Origin of the sequence: Streptomyces hawaiiensis (genome assembly GCF_004803895.1) — a bacterium.
GTDB lineage: Bacteria > Actinomycetota > Actinomycetes > Streptomycetales > Streptomycetaceae > Streptomyces > Streptomyces hawaiiensis.
On sequence record NZ_CP021978.1, the window covers coordinates 2,855,406 to 2,872,624 of the forward strand.

Sequence of the window (17,219 nt, forward strand, 5' to 3'; positions counted from 1 at the left end):
TCCAAGCGATGACGAGTCGAGGTCACGAGTCCCAGATCGCGCCGTACGCCGGGATGCCCCGCCGTTCCAGGCCGTGGACCACCTGCCAGGTCAGCTTCTTGTTGGAGATGCAGATGACCGCCTCCGCGCCGGAGTCCCGGTAGGCCTCGTGGGCGAGGCGCATCATGTCGGGTTTGCCGTGCCGGGAGGTGTCCCAGACCAGGGCGTGCGGCTGGACGGCGAGGATCTCGTCGACCAGGGCGTCGCCGTAGGTGGCTCGGGGGTCGCGGGTCGCCCAGACCAGTCGGGAGGGCACCTGGGCGGCGAGCAGGTGGGGCAGGCAGGGGCCGATGCCGCTGCCGGTGGCGACGTAGACCACCTTGGTGAACAGGACCTCGATGTTGGCGACGCCGGCCGTGGTGATGCCCTTGACCCATATCCGCTCGGGCAGGTCGTCGATGAAGGAGCCGGTCCAGTCGCCGGCCCGGGAGATCGTGAGCCGGAAGCCGGACTCGCCGGGGGTGGGGACGTTGGCGAAGGAGTGCCATTCCTTCAGCGGGTGGCGGCTGATCGCGGTGGAGGAACCCGCGAAGGGGGTCTCGCCGTGGTCGAAGCGGGCCAGGACGACGTGGGAGGAGGGGCGTTCGAGGCGGACGTTCACCTTGCGCAGCCGCAGCCAGGGCAGGGCGACGCTGAAGGTGACCAGCGCGAGCACGCCGACCTCCCAGGGGCCCGGCGACGACAGCAGCGTGTGCGTCCAGAACAGGGCCAGGGCCGCCCAGCCGCCGAAGCGGTGGATCTTCTCGAAGTGGTCGTGGTGGCGGGAGCGGAAGGGCGGCAGGGCGGTGGCGATGACGAGCGCGAGGAGGGCGATCAGCGTCCAGCCCACGGCCATGAGGGGGCCGCTCGGCGTGGTGATCGTCAGCGCCAGGAACCAGGCCGTGCCCGCCAGCGCCCCGCCGACGTGCAGTCCGCCGAAGTGGTACACCTTGCCGAGCGTCCAGCGGACCCGCAGCGGCCAGCTCGTCGGCGCCGAAGTCGCCAGCCGGAACAGCAGGTTGACAACGTACTGCTGGCGTACGAGGACGGCGAGGGCGAGGTTGGCGAGGGCCGCGTGCCCGAGGGTGGGCGCGGACAGCGGCCAAGCGGTCGCCGCGAAGGCCGCGTTGGCCAGCAGGACCAGGGCCGCCAAGCGGTTGTAGTGCATCAGCCGGGGGTGCTTGAGGAGGCGGCGGTGGGCGGGGAGGAGCGGCGGGAGTGCGCCGGTGCCCGGGTGGGTCCGAGGAGGGGACGTGGTCATCGCGCCACCGCCACGCGCTCCTCGATCATGTGCAGCAGCGCCTGTTTGTCGACCTTGCCGCGGTCGGTCCCGGGGAGGAAGGCCAGCGGCAGGACCTGCTCGGGGACGCAGTAGTAGGGCAGGGCGTCCGCGACCGCGCGGCGTGCCGCCTCCGGGTCGACATCCGCCGGGCAGACGAAGGAGACCAGGGTGCGGGCGTCGCGTTTCAGGGTGACGGCCCGGGTGCAGCCGGCGGCCGACTCCAGGACCGAGGAGACGGAGTCCAGCTCGACGCGGAAGCCGCGCACCTTGACCTGGTCGTCGGTGCGGCCCAGGTGCTCCAGCTCGCCCCCGGGGGTCCAGCGGCCGAGGTCGCGGGTGCGGAACATGCGGCGGCCACCGCCGAGGAACGGGTCGGGGGCGTAGCGCTCGGCGTTGAGGGCGTCGTCGCCGAGGTAGCCGGCGGAGACGCAGTCGCCGCCGGCCCACATCTCGCCGGGCTCGCCGACGGGCAGGGGGCGGCGGTCGGCGTCGAGGACGTAGACCGTGTTGTTGGGCGTGGGGCGGCCGATGGTGAGCAGTGGGGCGGACGGGTCGTGGCGGCTCATCGTGTTGACGATCGTCGTCTCCGTCGGGCCGCAGCCGTTGAAGAAGGCGGCGTGCCGGGCCCACCGGTCGGCCAGCGGGCGCGGGCAGGGCTCCCCGGCGACGGCGACCGTGCGCACCCGCGGGCAGGCGGCCGGGTCGAGGCCGGACAGCACGGTCGGCGTCGCGACGATCACGTCCGCCGTGCGGGCCGCGGCGGCGGGGTCCTTGCCGCGGATGAGGAGCGTGCCGCCCTGGGTGAGGCAGCCGAGGATCTCCCAGGCGGCCATGTCGAAGGCGATGTTGAGGAGCTGGGCGACCCGGTCGCCGGGCCGGACGCCCAGGCCGCCCGGGGCGGTGAGCAGGAGGTTGGCGACGTTGCGGTGGGTGACCTTCACGCCGTTGGGGTGGCCGGTGGTGCCGGAGGTGAACAGGACGTAGCAGCCGTCGTCGCCGGTGACCCGGACGCGCGGGGGCGGGGCGTACGGCAGTGGCTCGTCGAGCGGGAGCAGCAGATGGCCGTCCGGCAGGGGCACGCGGTGGGCGTGCTCGGCGACTGTGAGGACGACCCGGGTCCGGGCGGTGCGGATGACGTGGGTGAGCTGGGCCGGGGGCGTGAGGCCGATGTCCTGCGGGACGTAGGCGGCGCCGGCCTTCAGGATGCCGAGCAGGCCGACCAGCATCGGGATCGAGCGGCGGACGAACAGGCCGACGTGGTCGCCGGGGCGGACGCCCTCGCGGACCAGGCGGGCGGCGAGGGCGCCGGCGTGCCGGTCGAGCTCGCCGTAGGTGATGCGGGCGCCCTGGTGCTCGGCGGCCATGGCGTGCGGGGTGGCCGTGGCGTGCCGGGCGACGGCGTGGTGCAGGAGCGGGTCGGGGACGGGGACGGTCGGGCCCCGGCCGTACTGCCGGAAGAGCCGCTGGTCGTGGGGGGTCAAGTGGCGCAGAGGCATGGTCGGGTGGCCTCCTGGCTGTTTCGAGGTCGGATTGCCACCTGCGGCGGAGCCGCGGGTGGATGCAGCCGTGAGCGGCGGGCATGCCCGGGTGTCGAACGCCGTGCGGAGTCGTGCGAGCGCTGCGCGTAGCGAGAGCGTAGTGCGGCTGCTTCAACTCTCAACGAGGTTGGATCGGCCAAGAAAGGAACGCAATGAGCCACATGTGGCGTTTCTGGTCCCAGGGGCAACGTCAGTGCCGGTCGGCGACGACCTGAAGGTGGGCAGGCGTGTGCCTCACGCGGGCGGGGCGGTGGCGGGGAGGTTGCCGTCCCGGCCGCGTAACAGGGAACCGTCCCGGGCGTAACACGGCCGACGCACGCTGAACGGTATGCAGAGCACCGTGACGCCCACGCACTGCCCGTACTGCGCCCTGCAGTGCGGGATGAACCTGACGCCCGTGCCGGACGGGACCGTCGAGGTGAGCGAGCGCGCGGATTTCCCGGTGAACAGGGGCGCGCTGTGCGGCAAGGGCCGTACGGCGGCGGCGGTGCTCGCGCGCGAGGCCCGTCTGAACTCCCCGTTGGTGCGCGACGAGGGCGGCTCGCTGGTGCCCGCCTCCTGGGACGAGGCGCTGGACCGGATCGCCGCGGGGCTGGGCGGCACGCGCGCGCGGTACGGGCCGGACGCGGTCGGCGTGTTCGGCGGAGGCGGGCTGACGAACGAGAAGGCGTACACGCTCGGCAAGTTCGCGCGGGTCGTGCTCGGCACGTCCCAGATCGACTACAACGGGCGTTTTTGCATGTCGTCGGCGGCGGCGGCCGGCATCAAGGCGTTCGGGCTGGACCGCGGGCTGCCCTTCCCGCTGGAGGACATCCCGAAGTCCGGCTGCGTGATCCTGGTCGGGTCGAACCTCGCGGAGACCATGCCGCCGGCGCTGCGGTTCTTCACCGAGCTGAAGGAGAACGGCGGCACGCTGATCGTCATCGACCCGCGCCGCACGAAGACCGCCGAACACGCGGACCTGCACCTGGCGCCCCGGCCGGGCACGGATCTGGCCCTCGCCCTGGGTCTGCTGCACCTGGTGATCGCCGAGGGGCGGGTGGACGAGGAGTACGTGCGGGAGCGCACGGCCGGCTGGGAGGACGCGCGGGCGGCGGCGATGGCGCACTGGCCGGAGTACGTGGAGCGGATCACGGGGGTGTCCGTTCCCGAACTCCGGGAGACCGTACGACTGTTCTGCGAGCCGGAGTCGGCGATGGTGCTCACCGCCCGGGGACCCGAGCAGCAGTCCAAGGGCACGGACACGGTCGGCGCGTGGATCAACCTGTGCCTGGCGACCGGCCGGGCGGGCCGCCCGCTGTCCGGGTACGGCTGTCTGACCGGCCAGGGCAACGGGCAGGGCGGGCGCGAACACGGGCAGAAGGCCGACCAGTTGCCGGGCTACCGCAAGCTCGACGACCCGGCCGCGCGGGCGCATGTCGCCGGGGTGTGGGGTGTCGACCCGGACAGCCTGCCCGGCCCGGGGCGCAGCGCGTACGAGCTTTTGGACGCGCTGGGCACCGACATCAGGTCGCTGCTGCTGATGGCGTCCAACCCGGTGGTGTCGGCGCCGCGGGCCGCGCACATCGAGGAGCGCATCCGGTCGCTGGACTTCCTGGCGGTCTGTGACGTGGTGCTGTCGGAGACGGCGGCGCTCGCGGACGTGGTCCTGCCGGTCACCCAGTGGGCCGAGGAGACGGGCACGACGACGAACCTGGAGGGCAGGGTCCTGCTGCGGCGCCGGGCGATCACCCCGCCCGAGGGCATCCGCAGCGACCTGGAGGTGCTGCACGAACTCGCCGCCCGGCTGGGCGTGGAGAAGGGCTTCCCGACCGACCCGGAGGAGGTCTTCGAGGAACTGCGCCGCGCGTCGGCGGGCGGGGCGGCGGACTACTCGGGGATCACGTACCGCAGGCTGGTGGAGGAGGACGGGGTGTTCTGGCCGTGTCCGGCGGCCGTGGAGGCGGCCGGAGAGGGCGCGGACACCCTTCCCGACGCCCCCGCCGGGCAGACACCGGGCGTGCACCCGGGCACGCCCCGGCTCTTCCTCGACCGTTTCGCCACGGCGGACGGCCGGGCGCGGTTCGTCCCCGTCTCGCACCGTGCGATCGCCGAGGAACCGGACGAGGAATACCCCGTGCTGCTCACCACCGGGCGGGTCGTGGCGCAGTACCAGTCCGGGGCGCAGACCCGGCGCGTGGCCGAGCTGAACGCCGCCGCCCCCGGGCCGTTCGTGGAGCTGCACCCCCGGCTGGCGGCCCGGCTCGGAGCCGCCGAGGGGGATCCGGTGGCCGTCGTGTCGCGGCGGGGCCGGGCCGTGGCGCCCGCGAGGATCACGAACGCCATCCGGCCCGACACGGTCTTCATGCCCTTCCACTGGCCGGGCGAGGGCCGCGCCAACACCCTCACCAACCCCGCGCTCGACCCGACGTCCCGGATGCCGGAGTTCAAGGCGTGCGCGGTACGGCTGGAGGCGGTCCGGCGGTAGGAGTCAGCGCACGGCGACCGCGTTCCAGGCCGCCGCCACCGCCTTCTGCTCGGGGCCGGCGGCGCCGTAGAGGTCCTTCGCCGCGTTCAGGGTCGCCGTGCGGGCGTCCGCGTAGTCCGTCGAGGACGTCATGTAGACCGTCAGCGCGCGGTACCAGATCTTGCCCAGCTTGGGCCGGCCGATGCCGGTCACCGTGGAGCCGTCGCAGGTCGGGGAGTCGTAGCCGACGCCGTTGAGGGTCTTCTTGCCGCTGCCCTCGGCGAGCAGGTAGGCGAAGTGGTTGCCGACGCCGGAGGAGTAGTGCACGTCGAGGTCGGCCAGCCCCTCGCTCCAGCAGTCCGCCGACTTCCCGTCCCTGGACGGCTTGTCCATGAAGCGCAGGGCCTGGCGGCCGAGGCCGGAGCGGACGACCTTCTCGCCGATGAGCCAGTCGCCCCGGTCCTCGGCGTTGGCCGCGTGGAATTCCACCAGCGTGCCGAAGACGTCCGACGTGGCCTCGTTCAGGCCGCCGGACTCGCCCGAGTACGTCAGCGCCGCCGTCTTGGACGTCACGCCGTGGGACATCTCGTGCCCGGCGACGTCCAGCGACACCAGCGGGCCCATCACCTTGCCGTCGCCGTCGCCGTACGTCATGCAGAAGCAGTTGTCGTCCCAGAAGGCGTTGTTGTAGGCCTTGCCGTAGTGGACGCGGTTGAAGGAGCCCTTGCCGTCGCCGGCGATGCCGTCGCGGCCGTGCACCTTCTTGTAGTAGTCCCAGGTGACGTCGGTGCCGTACTGGGCGTCCACCGCCACCGTGGACCGGTCGGCGGTCGCGCCCGTGCCCCAGTGGTTGTCGGCGTCCGTGAACACCGTGGCGGGGGCTCGGGTCAGACAGACGGTCAGCAGGCACTGGTCCGTCTTGTTCTCCGCGTCGCCGGTGTACGTGCCGCCGCGCGTCGCGTCCTTCAGCCGGTACGACGAGCCGGACGCCGTCGTCTCCAGCGGGACCGTGCCGCCGTAGAGGGACTTGCCGTCGCCCGACGCCGACTCCATGGAGTCCCAGGCGTCGATCCGGGCGCCGGTGGTCGCGTCGGTCAGCACCGTGCGCCCGACCGGGTTGCCGAGCTCGTCGTGTGCCACCGCGTCGGTCTGCCAGGCCAGCTTCGGGGCGCCGTGCAGGGCGTCGACGACCAGCCGCGGCTTGGCGGTCAGCTTCTTCAGGGTCTCGCCGAGGTGCGCGGCGCGCAGCAGGTTCGCCGCGAGGTCGGCGGCCTTCGGGGCGGCCACCTTCGGGGTGACGCCGGCCAGGGAGAGCGCGGACTTCGTCGCGCGGCTCGTGCCGCGGTACGTGCCGTCCGGGTTCAGGTGGAGCACGAAGTCGCCGCCGAGGACCGGGAGCCGGTGGTAGGTGCGGTCGTAGCGGACGTGCCGGGTGCCGTCCTCGTCGACGACGACGTCCCGGACCTCCGTCTCCTGGGCCGAGGTGAGGCCCAGGGCTCCGGCCCGGTCCGCGAGCACCGCCTCCGCGTCCTCGATCGCGCCCGACCTGGTCGGCTGGTCCGCAGCGCCGGCGACCGGGGAGAGAACGGCGGCCAGCAGGGCGGTGGTACCGGTGACGGCCACACCGGCGAGGGCGAAACGGGAACCGCGGACCTGACGTATCCGACTCATCGGTCTCCTCATACGGGCGCACCCGGTCGCGTGGGGTCGACCGGGGGCGGCGTTGATGTTGACCGCGAGTCAAGTCGGCACGGACATGGCATGTCCATAGCCCCGCTGTGGAGGAGTGTGAGGGTGCAGAATCGTTCCTGTGACCCTCCCTTTCTTCGTCTACGGCACCCTCCGTCCGGGGGAGGTCAACCACGGCCTCTTCCTGCGTGGCCGCACCCGCTCCGAGGAGCCGGGGAGGCTCGCGGACGCGGTGCTGTACGCGGGGCCGGGCTACCCGTACGCGGTCGAGGAGCCGGGCGGCGGCGTGGTCAGCGGGGAGCTGGTGACCGCGTCACCGGACGCGTACGAGGAGCTGCTCGCCGAGCTGGACCGGCTGGAGGAGTACGTGCCGGGGGATCCGCGCAGCCTGTACCTGCGCGTCGAGCGGAAGGTCGTACGGGAGACCGACGGGGCGGCCGTGCGGGCGTGGGTGTACGTGGCCGCGCCCGCCGTCGCCGCGCGGCTGCGGGCCCGGGGGCGGGCGATCGCGGGCGGGGACTGGCGGGCGCGGGTGTGAGGGGGCCGGTGCGAAGGGCCTCACGGGAGAGGCCCGGCGCGAAGGTCAGGTGTGTCTGAAGCGGGGTCAGCCCGTGTACGGCCGCCTCCCCCGGGCCTCCCGCAACGCGTGGCCCCACCACACCAGTTGGTCCAGCATGGTCTTCGCCGCCGCGTCCGGGCCGGACGGGTCACGCAGGGCGCCCCGGTCGTCGAAGGAGGCGCCGGCGTTGTGGAAGGAGACGGTGTCGCGGACCGTCACGGCGTGGAGCTCCGCGAAGACCTGACGCAGGTGCTCCGCGGCGCGCAGGCCACCGGCCAGGCCGCCGTAGGAGACGAGTCCGACGGGCTTGGCCTGCCATTCGGTGAAGTGCCAGTCGACGAGGTTCTTCAGGCCCGCCGGGAAGGAGTGGTTGTACTCGGGGGTGAGGACCACGAACGCGTCGGCGCGGGCCAGCTTCGGGGTGATGCCGGACAGCGCGGCGGTCGCCTCCGGGGTCGGTTCGAGGGACATGGGCAGCGCGGCCTCCGCGACGTCCACGACCTCGGCGACCAGGTCGTCCCGGTCCCGGACGCGGCCGAGGAGCCAGTCGGCGACGACGGGGCCGAAGCGGCCGTGCCGGTTGCTGCCCACGACGAGGGTCAGCCGGAGCTGGTCGGCGGCGGTCTGCTGAGGGGCGGCTGGATCGGTAGCGGTTGTCTTCATGCGGCACAGCCTCGTACCTCAACCATTCTTGAGGTCAAGCACCGGTGCGCACACCCGGGTCACCCGTTCACACGCGCGCCCCGCGTAATTTCGCCTCCTGCCCGTCCAGACACCCGTGACCTGCCGAAACGGCTGCGGGGCACCGCCGGTTCATCCCTGCCTACCCACCCGTTCATCCCAATTCTGACGCCCCCTCAGCAAGCGCGGCCGTCCCGCTGCCCGTTACCTCGGAAGGGCAGGCGCAGACCGAACCGCTCGAAGGAGCACCGATGCGACGTACCGCCCGGCCGCTGACCGGTACCGCGCTCGCCGTCGCCGCCGCGGCTCTCGCCGCCGCCCCCGCGTTCGGCGCGTCCGCCGGCGGCCTGGAGGTGTCCCCGGCCTCGGTCGTGCCCGGCGGTCAGGTCACGGTACGCACGGCGGCCTGCGGCGACGGCGGCTCGGCGACGGGTGACGCCGGCGCGGTCGGGGCGGGTTCCCTCAGCCTGGCGCCGGACGCGCACGGGCAGGAGGCGAGCGGGCGGTTCAGGGTGCCGCCGAGCGCGCAGCCGGGAACGTACGAGATCACCGCGACCTGCGGCGGCAGCGGCCGGCGGATCACCGGGGACCTGGTGGTCACGCTGACGCCGGTGCGCGAGCAGGTCCATCCCCGGGGGAGTGTGAAGACGGGGGTCGGCGGCGCCCTGGGCCCCGACCCCGTGCAGACCGCGGCCGGTGTGGCGGCTCTCGCCGTCGCCGCCGCGGGCGGTACCTGGCTCCTGCATCGCCGGGCGAGAGGCGACGGGATCTGACGGACACCCTCCGCTGTCCGTCGCCGGTACCGCATGTCCCCTCCCCCTCCGGGTCCGACGCCCCTCGCGGCCCGGAGGGGGGCACGGGGCCGGATCAGAAAAGGGTGGGTATGCGCAGGTTCCGCAGGTTCGGCAGCGGCGTCCGCAATCCCGCGAACGCGGCCATGGCGGCCGTGACGGTGTTCGCCCTGTGCTCCGGGGTGTGGCTGCTGCGCGACGGGGCCGGGACGCACGCCCCGCCGCAGCCGTCCGCCGCGCAGGCCCGGGCCGGGCTGGACGAGCGGGCGGGGCTGGACGGCCGCGCCGGTGAGCGGCCCGGCGTGCCCGCGCTGCCGCCCTCGCCGCCCGACCGCATCCGCATCCCGGCGATCCGGGTGAACGCGCCGCTGACCGGGCTGGGCCTGACGAAGACCGGCAGCCTCGACGTACCGCCCGCCGCGGACGAGAACCTCGCCGGCTGGTACGAGGCCGGCACGACCCCCGGCGAGCGGGGAACCGCGATCGTCGCCGGCCATGTCGACAACGCCGACGGCCCCGCCGTCTTCTACGACCTCGGTGCCCTCGCCAAGGGCAGCACGATCGAGGTGGACCGGCGGGACGGCGGCGTCGCGGTGTTCACCGTGGACGCCGTCGAGGCGTACGCCGCGAAGGACTTCCCCGACGCGAAGGTCTACGGCGCGGCCCACCGCCCCGAGCTGCGGGTCATCACGTGCGGCGGCGGCTACTCACGCGGCACCGGTTACCAGGGGAACGTCGTCGTCTTCGCCCACCTGACCGGCAGCCGGTGACCCACCGAGGATGTTGGCCCTCCCCCAGGCGCCCAGCGGCTCCAGCGCCTCGTTCAGGGACGCGCCCCGGGCCGTCAGCGAGTACTCCACCCGCGGCGGCACCTCGTCGTACGCCTCACGGTGCACCAGGCCGTCGGCCTCCATCTGCCGCAGGTGCGAGGCGAGCACCTTCTCGGTGACGCCCGGCAGCTCGCGGCGCAGTTCCCCGAAGCGGCACGGCCGCTCGTTCAGCGCCCAGAGGATCAGCACCTTCCACTTGCCGCCGATGACGTCCATCGCGGCGTCGGTCCCGCACACGTACGCCCCCGGCCGCCGTCCTGTCGTCCCCATGCCCATCCCTCGCCCTCCTGCTGCCTGGACCCTTCCCCCGAGGTAACCACCCACTTCGAAGTACGTACTTGAGCAGGGGCTTCCTCTACGACGAGCCTAAACGCCATGACCGACACCGCAGTTGCTTCCCGTACCCCTCTCACTCTGCTCGGTACCGGTGCCATGGGCACCGCCCTCGCCCGCGTCTGGCTGGCCGCCGGGCACGAGGTGACCGTCTGGAACCGCACCGCCGCCCGTGCCGAGCCCCTCGCCGCCGAGGGCGCCACGGTGGCCCGGACCGCCGCGGAGGCGGTGGCCGCGAACCGGCTCGTGATCGCCTGCCTGCTCGACGACGCCTCCGTGAGCGAGGCCTTGGACGGGGCCGGTCTCGCCGGGCGGGATCTGGTGAACCTGACGACCGGCACCCCGGGCCAGGGCCGTGCCCGCGCCGCCTGGGCCGAGGCGCGCGGCGCCCGCTTCCTGGACGCCGGGATCATGGCCGTCCCGCCGATGATCGGCGCCCCGGACTCCGGCGGCTACGTCTTCTACAGCGGCTCCCCCGAGCTGTTCGAGGAACACCGCGACACCCTCGCCGTCCCGGCCGGCACCCACTATGTCGGGGCCGACCCGGGGTTCGCCGCGCTGCACGACGTGGCGCTGCTGAGCGCGATGAGCGGCATGTTCGCGGGCATCACCCACGCCTTCGCGCTGATCCGCCCGGAGGACATCGCACCGAAGGACTTCGCACCGCTGCTCGCGGACTGGCTGACCGCGATGGCCCCGGCCGTGCACCAGAGCGCCGACCAGCTCCAGAGCGGCGACTACACCCGGAACGTCGTCTCCAACCTCGCCATGCAGGCCGCGGGCAACACGACCCTGCTGCGCACGGCCGAGGAGCAGCGGGTCAGCCCGGAGCTGCTGACGCCGTACGTGGAACTGATGGGGCGCAGGCTCGCCCAGGGGCACGGGGAGGAGGACGGGACGGGGATGGTCGAGCTGCTGGACCTGCGAGGGCGCTAGGCGAGCCACTGCTCGTACGCGAGGTTCCCCACCAGGGCGAAGACGACCGTCAGCAGTACGACGCGGACGAAGCCGCTGCCCTGCTTGAGGGCCGTGTGGGCGCCGAGGGTGCCGCCCGCCAGGTTGAAGACGGCCATCAGGGCGGCCAGTTGCCACAGGACCGCGCCCTGCCAGGCGAAGGTGGCCAGCGCGCCCGCGTTGGTGCAGCAGTTGACGATCTTGGCGGTGGCGGAGGCCGTGACGAGGTCGAGATGGAGGACGGCGGTGAGCGCGAGGACCAGGAAGGTGCCGGTGCCGGGGCCGATGAGGCCGTCGTAGAAGCCGATGCCGAGGCCGGCGAGGCCGATCGCGGCGAGGATCTGCCGGCGGGTGGCCGGGCCGGTCGCGGGGGCCGTGCCGAAGGCGGGGCGCAGGATCACGAAGGCGGCGACCCCGAGCAGCACCACCATGATCACCGGCTTGAGGACCTCGGTGCTCATCCCGGCCGCGAAGAAGGCCCCCGCGGAGGATCCGGCGAGGGCGGCCAGTCCGATGCGGACGGCGGTGCCGACGTCCACCGGGGCCTTGCGGGCGTACGTCACGGCCGCGCCCGTGGTGCCGACGATGGCGACGGCCTTGTTGGTGCCCAGCGCGTGCGCGGCGGGCGTGTTCGCCGGCAGTCCGAGCAGCAGCACCGGCAGCAGCAGGAGGCCGCCCCCGCCGACCACGGCGTCGATCCAGCCGGCGGCGAGGGCCGCGACGCAGAGCAGGACGATCACGGTCAGCGATATGTCGGGCATGATCGCGACCCTATGCGAGGCCGGTGCGACACCGGTGCGACGTCCCTCACAGCCCGCCGTCGCCGCACTTCAGGAACCCTCACAGCCCGCCGTCGCCGCACCTCGGGAACCCTCACACCCACCGCCCCTCCCCGCTGAGGGCAGCGTTCCCCGCGGGAAACAGAGGTGATGCTGCCGGGTAACACCGGCACCGCACGCTCGAGTGCATGACCTCGAATGAGCGTGTGGTGGTGATCGGCACCGGCCTGGCGGGCGTACGGCTCGCCCGGCGGCTCGGTGAGCTCGGCACGCCCGCGCTGCTGATCGGCGAGGAGGAGCACCCGCCGTACAACCGGGTGCTGCTCGCCGAGGTGCTGGCCGGACGGTACAGCCCCGAGGTGATCGCCCTGCCGGCGCCGGCCCGGATGATGCGCGGCCGGGTCCTCGGTGTCGACCGCGGGCAGCGGACCGTGACGTGCGCGGACGGGGCGGTGATCGCATACGACCGGCTCGTCCTCGCGACCGGCTCCAACGCCGTACTGCCGCCGCTGCGCGGGCTGTTCACCGAGAATCACGAACTTCCCGAGGGCGTCCACGCGTTCCGGACCATGGACGACTGCCTGGGGCTGTCGAAGGCGGTCCGGCCGGGGGCGCGGGCCGTCGTGGTCGGCGGCGGTCTCCTCGGGGTCTCCGCGGCGCGGGCGCTCGCCCTGCGCGGCGCCCAGGTCGTGCTCGCCCAGCAGTCCGAGCGGCTGATGGAGCGCCAGCTCGACCCGGCCGCGTCGAAGCTCGTCAAGCGGCACCTGACCGACCTGGGCGTCGAGGTGCACACCGAGTGCCGCGTACGGGACGTGCGCTGCGTCGGCGGCGCGGTCCGCTCCGTGGAGATGGCCGACGGGTACGCGCTCGACGCCGACCTGGTGGTCGTCGCCTGCGGGGTCCACCCCCGGGTCGGTCTCGCGCAGGCCGCGGGACTCGAGGTCCGCAAGGGCGTCGTCGTCGACGACGAGCTGCGCACCTCCGACCCGTACATCCACGCGATCGGCGACTGCGCTCAGCACGACGGCGTCCTGTACGGCCTCGCCACTCCGGCGCTCGAACAGGCCGACGCGCTCGCACAGCTGCTCGCCGGTGACGCGGACGCCCGCTACACCGGCACACGCTCCCTGACCCGGCTCACGCTGAACGGGCACGACAGCCCCTTCGACCTCGCCGCGTTCGGGGAGACCGAGGCGCTGCCGGGCGACGACGTCGTCCAGCTCGCCGACGCCACCCGCGGCACCTACCGCAAGGTCGTCGTCCGCGACGACCGCCTGGTCGGCGGGGTCCTCGTCGGCGAACTCGGCACCGTCGGCGCGCTCGCCCGCGCCTGGGAGGGAGCAGAGCCGCTCCCCTCCGACGGCGGCCCGCTGCTCCACCTGCTCACCAACGATGGAGGCTCCTGATGACGGCCACCCCGGGGGCGACCCCCACGATCGTGCTCGTCGGCCACGGCATGGTCGGCCAGCGCTTCCTCGAAGCGCTCGCCGAACGCGGCCTGACCGCCACGCACCGCGTGGTCGTACTCTGCGAGGAGCCGCGCCCGGCCTACGACCGCGTCGCCCTCACCTCGTACTTCTCGGGGAAGACCCCCGAGGACCTGTCCATGACGGACATGGAGTTCATCAGCACGCACGGCATCGAGCTGTACGTCGGCGATCCCGCGCAGACCATCGACCGCGAGGCGAAGAAGGTCACCGCCAGGTCCGGTGAGGTCTTCGAGTACGACACCCTCGTCCTCGCCACCGGCTCCTACCCCTTCGTCCCGCCCGTCCCGGGCAAGGACGCCGAGGGCTGTTTCGTCTACCGCACGATCGAGGACCTGTTCGCGATCGAGGCGTACGCGAAGAGCAAGGCCCAAGTGGGTGCCGTGGTCGGCGGCGGTCTGCTCGGACTGGAGGCCGCGGGGGCGCTGAAGGGCCTCGGACTCACCTCCCACATCGTGGAGTTCGCGCCCCGGCTGATGCCCGTCCAGGTGGACGACGGCGGCGGCGCCGCGCTGCTGCGCACCATCGAGGAGATGGGCCTGAGCGTCCACACAGGCGTGGGCACGCAGGAGATCCTGGTCGACTCCGAGGGCGCCGTCACCGGCATGAAGCTCTCCGACGGCTCCGAACTCGCCGCCGACATGGTGGTCTTCTCCGCCGGTGTCCGCCCCCGCGACCAGCTGGCCCGCGACTGCGGTCTGACGGTCGGCGAGCGCGGCGGCATCACCGTCGACGAGCAGTGCCGTACGGTCTGCGACCCGCACGTCTTCGCGATCGGCGAGTGCGCGCTGGCCTCCGACGGCCGGGTGTACGGCCTGGTGGCGCCGGGCTACGAGCAGGCCGAGACGGCGGCGGCCACGATCGCCTCGGACGAGGCGTCCTTCACCGGCGCGGACCTCTCCACCAAGCTGAAGCTGCTCGGCGTGGACGTGGCGTCCTTCGGTGACGCGCACGGCACCGCCGAGGACTGCCTGGACGTCGTCTACTCCGACTCCCGCGCGGGCCTGTACAAAAAGCTGGTCATCGGCCGCGACGGCACGCTGCTCGGCGGCATCCTGGTCGGCGACGCGGAGGCGTACGGCACGCTGAGGGCCTTCACCGGCTCGGTCCCGCCGGTCGCCCCCGAGTCGCTCGTGCTGCCGGCCGGCGCCGGTGAGTCCGTCCAGCTCGGCCCCTCCGCCCTGCCGGACGACGCGATCGTCTGCTCCTGCCACAACGTCTCCAAGGGCGCGATCCGCGGCGCGGTCACCGACCACCAGTGCACGACCGTGCCCGAGGTGAAGAAGTGCACCAAGGCCGGTACCGGCTGCGGCTCCTGCGTCAAGGTCCTCGGTCAGCTCGTCAACGCCGAGCTGGAGGCGAGCGGCGTCGAGGTCGACAAGGGCCTGTGCGGCTGCTTCTCGCAGACCCGCGAGGAGCTGTACGAGATCGTCCTCGCCCTGCGCATCAACTTCTACCAGGATCTGCTGGACCGTCACGGCCGTGAGGGCGCCCGGGGCGGTGACGGCTGCGAGGTCTGCAAGCCGGCCGTCGGCTCGATCATCGCCTCCCTCGCCCCGGCGATCGGCGCGAGCGGCTACGTCCTGGACGGCGAGCAGGCGGCCCTGCAGGACACCAACGACCACTTCCTGGCCAACCTGCAGAAGAACGGCTCGTACTCGGTCGTGCCGCGGATCCCCGGCGGCGAGATCGCCCCGGAGAAGCTGATCGTGATCGGCGAGATCGCCCGGGACTTCGGCCTCTACACGAAGATCACCGGCGGCCAGCGGATCGACATGTTCGGCGCCCGCGTCGAGCAGCTGCCGCTGATCTGGGCCCGGCTGGTGGACGCCGGCTTCGAGTCCGGCCACGCCTACGGCAAGTCCCTGCGCACGGTGAAGTCCTGCGTCGGCCAGACCTGGTGCCGCTACGGCGTCCAGGACTCCGTCCGGATGGCGATCGACCTGGAGCTGCGCTACCGGGGCCTGCGTTCCCCGCACAAGCTGAAGTCGGCCGTCTCCGGCTGCCAGCGCGAGTGCGCCGAAGCCCAGTCGAAGGACTTCGGCGTGATCGCCACCGCCAACGGCTGGAACCTCTACGTCGGCGGCAACGGCGGCGCCACGCCCCGCCACGCGGACCTGCTCGCGCAGGACCTGTCGGACGCCGAACTGGTCCGCCTGATCGACCGGTTCCTGATGTTCTACATCCGCACGGCCGACCGCCTGGAGCGGACCTCGACCTGGCTGGAGCGGATCCCGGGCGGCCTGGACCACGTGAGGGACGTGGTGGTGCACGACTCGCTCGGCATCTGCGACGAGCTGGAGCAGCTGATGCAGGCGCACGTCGCGCACTACCGCGACGAGTGGTCCGAGACCATCAACGACCCCGAGAAGCTCGCCCGGTTCGTGTCCTTCGTGAACGCGCCGGACACCCCGGACCCCGTCGTCGCCTTCGTGCCCGAGCGCGACCAGATGAAGCCCGACCTGCCGCTGCTGGCCATCGGCATGCGACCCGCCGCTGACGTACTGGAAGGAAGCGCCCAGCGATGACCCTGGCACTCGAGACCACCGACCTCAAGATCGAAATCGCCCTGGACGACGACTGGTTCACGGTCTGCGACCTGAGCACGCTGTTCCCGGGCCGCGGGGTGGCCGCACTGCTGCCGGACGGCCGGCAGGCCGCGATCTTCCGCGACCGCTCCGGCGACCTGTTCGCCATCGACAACCGCGACCCCTTCACCGGCGCCGCAGTCCTCTCCCGGGGCCTCACGGGCACCCACCAGGGCCGCCCCTTCGTCGCCTCGCCCCTGCTGAAGCAGCGCTTCGACCTGGCGTCGGGGCAGTGCCTGGACGACGAGGCGGTACAGGTGGCGACGTACAAGGTGCGCACCGCGTAGGAACGCGAACGCCCGGCTCGGAACGCCCCTCCCCGGAGGGGTGTTTCCGTTTGCCGCCTGGCAGGCTGGGGCCATGGTTGCGCAGCCGAACGACAGGCCCGGCCTCTCCTGGCTCGGCCCCCCGATCGACGCCCGCCCGCTGTTCGAGCCGGAACTGGAAGCGCTGCTGGGGCTGTTGCGGGGCCTGCGGCCCGGGCAGTGGAGCGAGACGGCCGTGCCGGGCTGGACCGTGCACGACGTCGCCGCACACGTCCTCGGGGATTACTGCGCCCGCCTCGGCCGCAGGGAGCTCGGCGCCTTCGCGCCGGGCGAGACGCTGGAGGCGTTCATCCACCGCGCCAACCAGGAGTGGGTCGACCGCCACCGGGACACGGACCCGGCCTCGCTCGTCGACGCCCTGGAAGAGGCCGGCACCGAACTGGCCCGCCGCTTCGCGCGCGCCGACCCGGACGCGCCGTCCCTGGGCGTGTCCTGGGCCGGGGTGGACCCGGCGCCCATGTGGCTGGACTGCGCACGGGAGTTCACCGAGTACTGGACCCACCGCCAGCAGATCCGGCACGCGGCCGGGCTGGGCACCGACACCGAGCCGCGCGCCCTGTCCATGGTCCTGGACACGTTCATGCGGGCCCTGCCCCACACCCTGCGGGACACCGCCGCCCCGGCCGGCACACGGGTGGCGCTGACGGTCACCGGCCCCGGCGGGGGCACCTGGACCGTGACCGCCGGGCCGGAGGGCTGGTCCCTGGCGCAGGACCCCGGCGGCCGGCCGGCGGCCGGTGTGGAGCTGGACACGGAGACCGCCTGGCGGCTGTGCACGCGGGGTGTCCAGCCGGCCGACGCCCTCGCGAGGGCCCGGATCGAGGGGGACCGGCGGCTCGCAGGGGCCGTGTGCCGGATCGTGTCGATCGTCTACTGATCAACTGCCTTGCCGTGCTGTCGAGTTGCTGTCGAGTTCGC

The 17,219-nt window shown here is 73.1% G+C and carries 15 protein-coding genes; 9 read left to right on the top strand and 6 right to left on the bottom strand.

What is annotated here, in order from left to right; genetic code table 11:
- Positions 1–22: 22 nt before the first annotated feature.
- Both CEB94_RS13185 and CEB94_RS13190 read right to left on the bottom strand, forming a co-directional pair.
- Positions 23–1,279, bottom strand: a complete 1,257-nt coding sequence (locus CEB94_RS13185; RefSeq protein ID WP_175432404.1) for a ferredoxin reductase domain-containing protein — start codon at positions 1,277–1,279, stop codon at positions 23–25.
- The gene (locus CEB94_RS13190; RefSeq protein ID WP_175432405.1) at positions 1,276–2,796 is read right to left on the bottom strand and encodes an amino acid adenylation domain-containing protein; all 1,521 of its coding nucleotides are present in this window, start codon (positions 2,794–2,796) and stop codon (positions 1,276–1,278) included. Before CEB94_RS13190 ends, CEB94_RS13185 begins: the two co-directional genes overlap by 4 nt.
- Before the next feature lie 370 nt (positions 2,797–3,166).
- On the opposite strand from CEB94_RS13190, the gene CEB94_RS13195 reads away from it, so the two are divergent.
- Positions 3,167–5,305: a molybdopterin oxidoreductase family protein gene (locus CEB94_RS13195; protein WP_175432406.1), complete on the top strand. Its 2,139-nt coding sequence runs from the start codon at positions 3,167–3,169 to the stop codon at positions 5,303–5,305.
- Between the two features lie 3 nt (positions 5,306–5,308).
- Here the strand turns inward: CEB94_RS13195 and CEB94_RS13200 are convergent, their stop codons facing one another.
- Entirely contained in the window at positions 5,309–6,955 is a 1,647-nt protein-coding gene (locus tag CEB94_RS13200; RefSeq protein ID WP_175432407.1) for a M4 family metallopeptidase, read from the bottom strand.
- A gap of 139 nt (positions 6,956–7,094) precedes the next feature.
- Between CEB94_RS13200 and CEB94_RS13205 the strand changes: the two genes are divergently transcribed.
- On the top strand, positions 7,095–7,511 hold the full coding sequence (locus CEB94_RS13205; RefSeq protein WP_175432408.1) for a gamma-glutamylcyclotransferase family protein: 417 nt from the start codon (positions 7,095–7,097) through the stop codon (positions 7,509–7,511).
- A gap of 66 nt (positions 7,512–7,577) precedes the next feature.
- Here the strand turns inward: CEB94_RS13205 and CEB94_RS13210 are convergent, their stop codons facing one another.
- The gene (locus CEB94_RS13210) at positions 7,578–8,195 is read right to left on the bottom strand and encodes an NADPH-dependent FMN reductase (protein ID WP_175432409.1); all 618 of its coding nucleotides are present in this window, start codon (positions 8,193–8,195) and stop codon (positions 7,578–7,580) included.
- A 269-nt stretch (positions 8,196–8,464) separates the two neighbouring features.
- Between CEB94_RS13210 and CEB94_RS13215 the strand changes: the two genes are divergently transcribed.
- On the top strand, positions 8,465–8,986 hold the full coding sequence (locus tag CEB94_RS13215) for a hypothetical protein (RefSeq protein ID WP_175432410.1): 522 nt from the start codon (positions 8,465–8,467) through the stop codon (positions 8,984–8,986).
- A 110-nt stretch (positions 8,987–9,096) separates the two neighbouring features.
- Positions 9,097–9,774 (top strand): class F sortase, encoded by a 678-nt coding sequence (locus CEB94_RS13220; protein ID WP_175432411.1) that lies wholly within the window; start codon positions 9,097–9,099, stop codon positions 9,772–9,774.
- Here the strand turns inward: CEB94_RS13220 and CEB94_RS13225 are convergent.
- Positions 9,712–10,104 (bottom strand): winged helix-turn-helix transcriptional regulator, encoded by a 393-nt coding sequence (locus CEB94_RS13225; protein WP_175432412.1) that lies wholly within the window; start codon positions 10,102–10,104, stop codon positions 9,712–9,714. The genes CEB94_RS13220 and CEB94_RS13225 overlap by 63 nt on opposite strands.
- Positions 10,105–10,209: 105 nt before the next feature.
- Between CEB94_RS13225 and CEB94_RS13230 the strand changes: the two genes are divergently transcribed.
- Positions 10,210–11,103 carry an NAD(P)-dependent oxidoreductase gene (locus tag CEB94_RS13230; protein WP_175432413.1) on the top strand — a complete coding sequence of 298 codons (894 nt, stop codon included), beginning with the start codon at positions 10,210–10,212 and terminating at the stop codon, positions 11,101–11,103.
- On the opposite strand, the gene CEB94_RS13235 is transcribed toward CEB94_RS13230, so the two are convergent.
- Positions 11,100–11,882 carry a sulfite exporter TauE/SafE family protein gene (locus tag CEB94_RS13235; RefSeq protein WP_175432414.1) on the bottom strand — a complete coding sequence of 261 codons (783 nt, stop codon included), beginning with the start codon at positions 11,880–11,882 and terminating at the stop codon, positions 11,100–11,102. The genes CEB94_RS13230 and CEB94_RS13235 overlap by 4 nt on opposite strands.
- A 206-nt stretch (positions 11,883–12,088) precedes the next feature.
- Here CEB94_RS13235 and CEB94_RS13240 point away from each other — a divergent pair, with 206 nt between their 5' ends.
- The 4 genes from CEB94_RS13240 (at position 12,089) to CEB94_RS13255 (ending at position 17,178) form a co-directional block, all read left to right on the top strand.
- On the top strand, positions 12,089–13,306 hold the full coding sequence (locus CEB94_RS13240) for an NAD(P)/FAD-dependent oxidoreductase (RefSeq protein ID WP_175432415.1): 1,218 nt from the start codon (positions 12,089–12,091) through the stop codon (positions 13,304–13,306).
- Positions 13,306–15,915, top strand: coding sequence for a nitrite reductase large subunit NirB (gene nirB / locus CEB94_RS13245; protein WP_175432416.1), 2,610 nt, complete (start codon positions 13,306–13,308; stop codon positions 15,913–15,915). The genes CEB94_RS13240 and nirB overlap by 1 nt, the downstream gene beginning before the upstream one ends.
- Complete coding sequence (gene nirD, locus CEB94_RS13250) at positions 15,912–16,262, top strand: nitrite reductase small subunit NirD (RefSeq protein WP_175432417.1); 351 nt, start codon at positions 15,912–15,914, stop codon at positions 16,260–16,262. The genes nirB and nirD overlap by 4 nt, the downstream gene beginning before the upstream one ends.
- Before the next feature lie 73 nt (positions 16,263–16,335).
- Positions 16,336–17,178: a maleylpyruvate isomerase family mycothiol-dependent enzyme gene (locus tag CEB94_RS13255; protein WP_175432418.1), complete on the top strand. Its 843-nt coding sequence runs from the start codon at positions 16,336–16,338 to the stop codon at positions 17,176–17,178.
- Positions 17,179–17,219: the final 41 nt, after the last annotated feature.

Coding starts and splice junctions, on each gene's coding strand:
- CEB94_RS13185 (WP_175432404.1), bottom strand. CDS start 1,279: ATGACCACGTCCCCTCCTCGGACCCACCCGGGCACCGGCGCACTCCCG.
- CEB94_RS13190 (WP_175432405.1), bottom strand. CDS start 2,796: ATGCCTCTGCGCCACTTGACCCCCCACGACCAGCGGCTCTTCCGGCAG.
- CEB94_RS13195 (WP_175432406.1), top strand. CDS start 3,167: ATGCAGAGCACCGTGACGCCCACGCACTGCCCGTACTGCGCCCTGCAG.
- CEB94_RS13200 (WP_175432407.1), bottom strand. CDS start 6,955: ATGAGTCGGATACGTCAGGTCCGCGGTTCCCGTTTCGCCCTCGCCGGT.
- CEB94_RS13210 (WP_175432409.1), bottom strand. CDS start 8,195: ATGAAGACAACCGCTACCGATCCAGCCGCCCCTCAGCAGACCGCCGCC.
- CEB94_RS13215 (WP_175432410.1), top strand. CDS start 8,465: ATGCGACGTACCGCCCGGCCGCTGACCGGTACCGCGCTCGCCGTCGCC.
- CEB94_RS13220 (WP_175432411.1), top strand. CDS start 9,097: ATGCGCAGGTTCCGCAGGTTCGGCAGCGGCGTCCGCAATCCCGCGAAC.
- CEB94_RS13225 (WP_175432412.1), bottom strand. CDS start 10,104: ATGGGGACGACAGGACGGCGGCCGGGGGCGTACGTGTGCGGGACCGAC.
- CEB94_RS13230 (WP_175432413.1), top strand. CDS start 10,210: ATGACCGACACCGCAGTTGCTTCCCGTACCCCTCTCACTCTGCTCGGT.
- CEB94_RS13235 (WP_175432414.1), bottom strand. CDS start 11,882: ATGCCCGACATATCGCTGACCGTGATCGTCCTGCTCTGCGTCGCGGCC.
- CEB94_RS13240 (WP_175432415.1), top strand. CDS start 12,089: ATGACCTCGAATGAGCGTGTGGTGGTGATCGGCACCGGCCTGGCGGGC.
- nirB (WP_175432416.1), top strand. CDS start 13,306: ATGACGGCCACCCCGGGGGCGACCCCCACGATCGTGCTCGTCGGCCAC.
- nirD (WP_175432417.1), top strand. CDS start 15,912: ATGACCCTGGCACTCGAGACCACCGACCTCAAGATCGAAATCGCCCTG.
- CEB94_RS13255 (WP_175432418.1), top strand. CDS start 16,336: ATGGTTGCGCAGCCGAACGACAGGCCCGGCCTCTCCTGGCTCGGCCCC.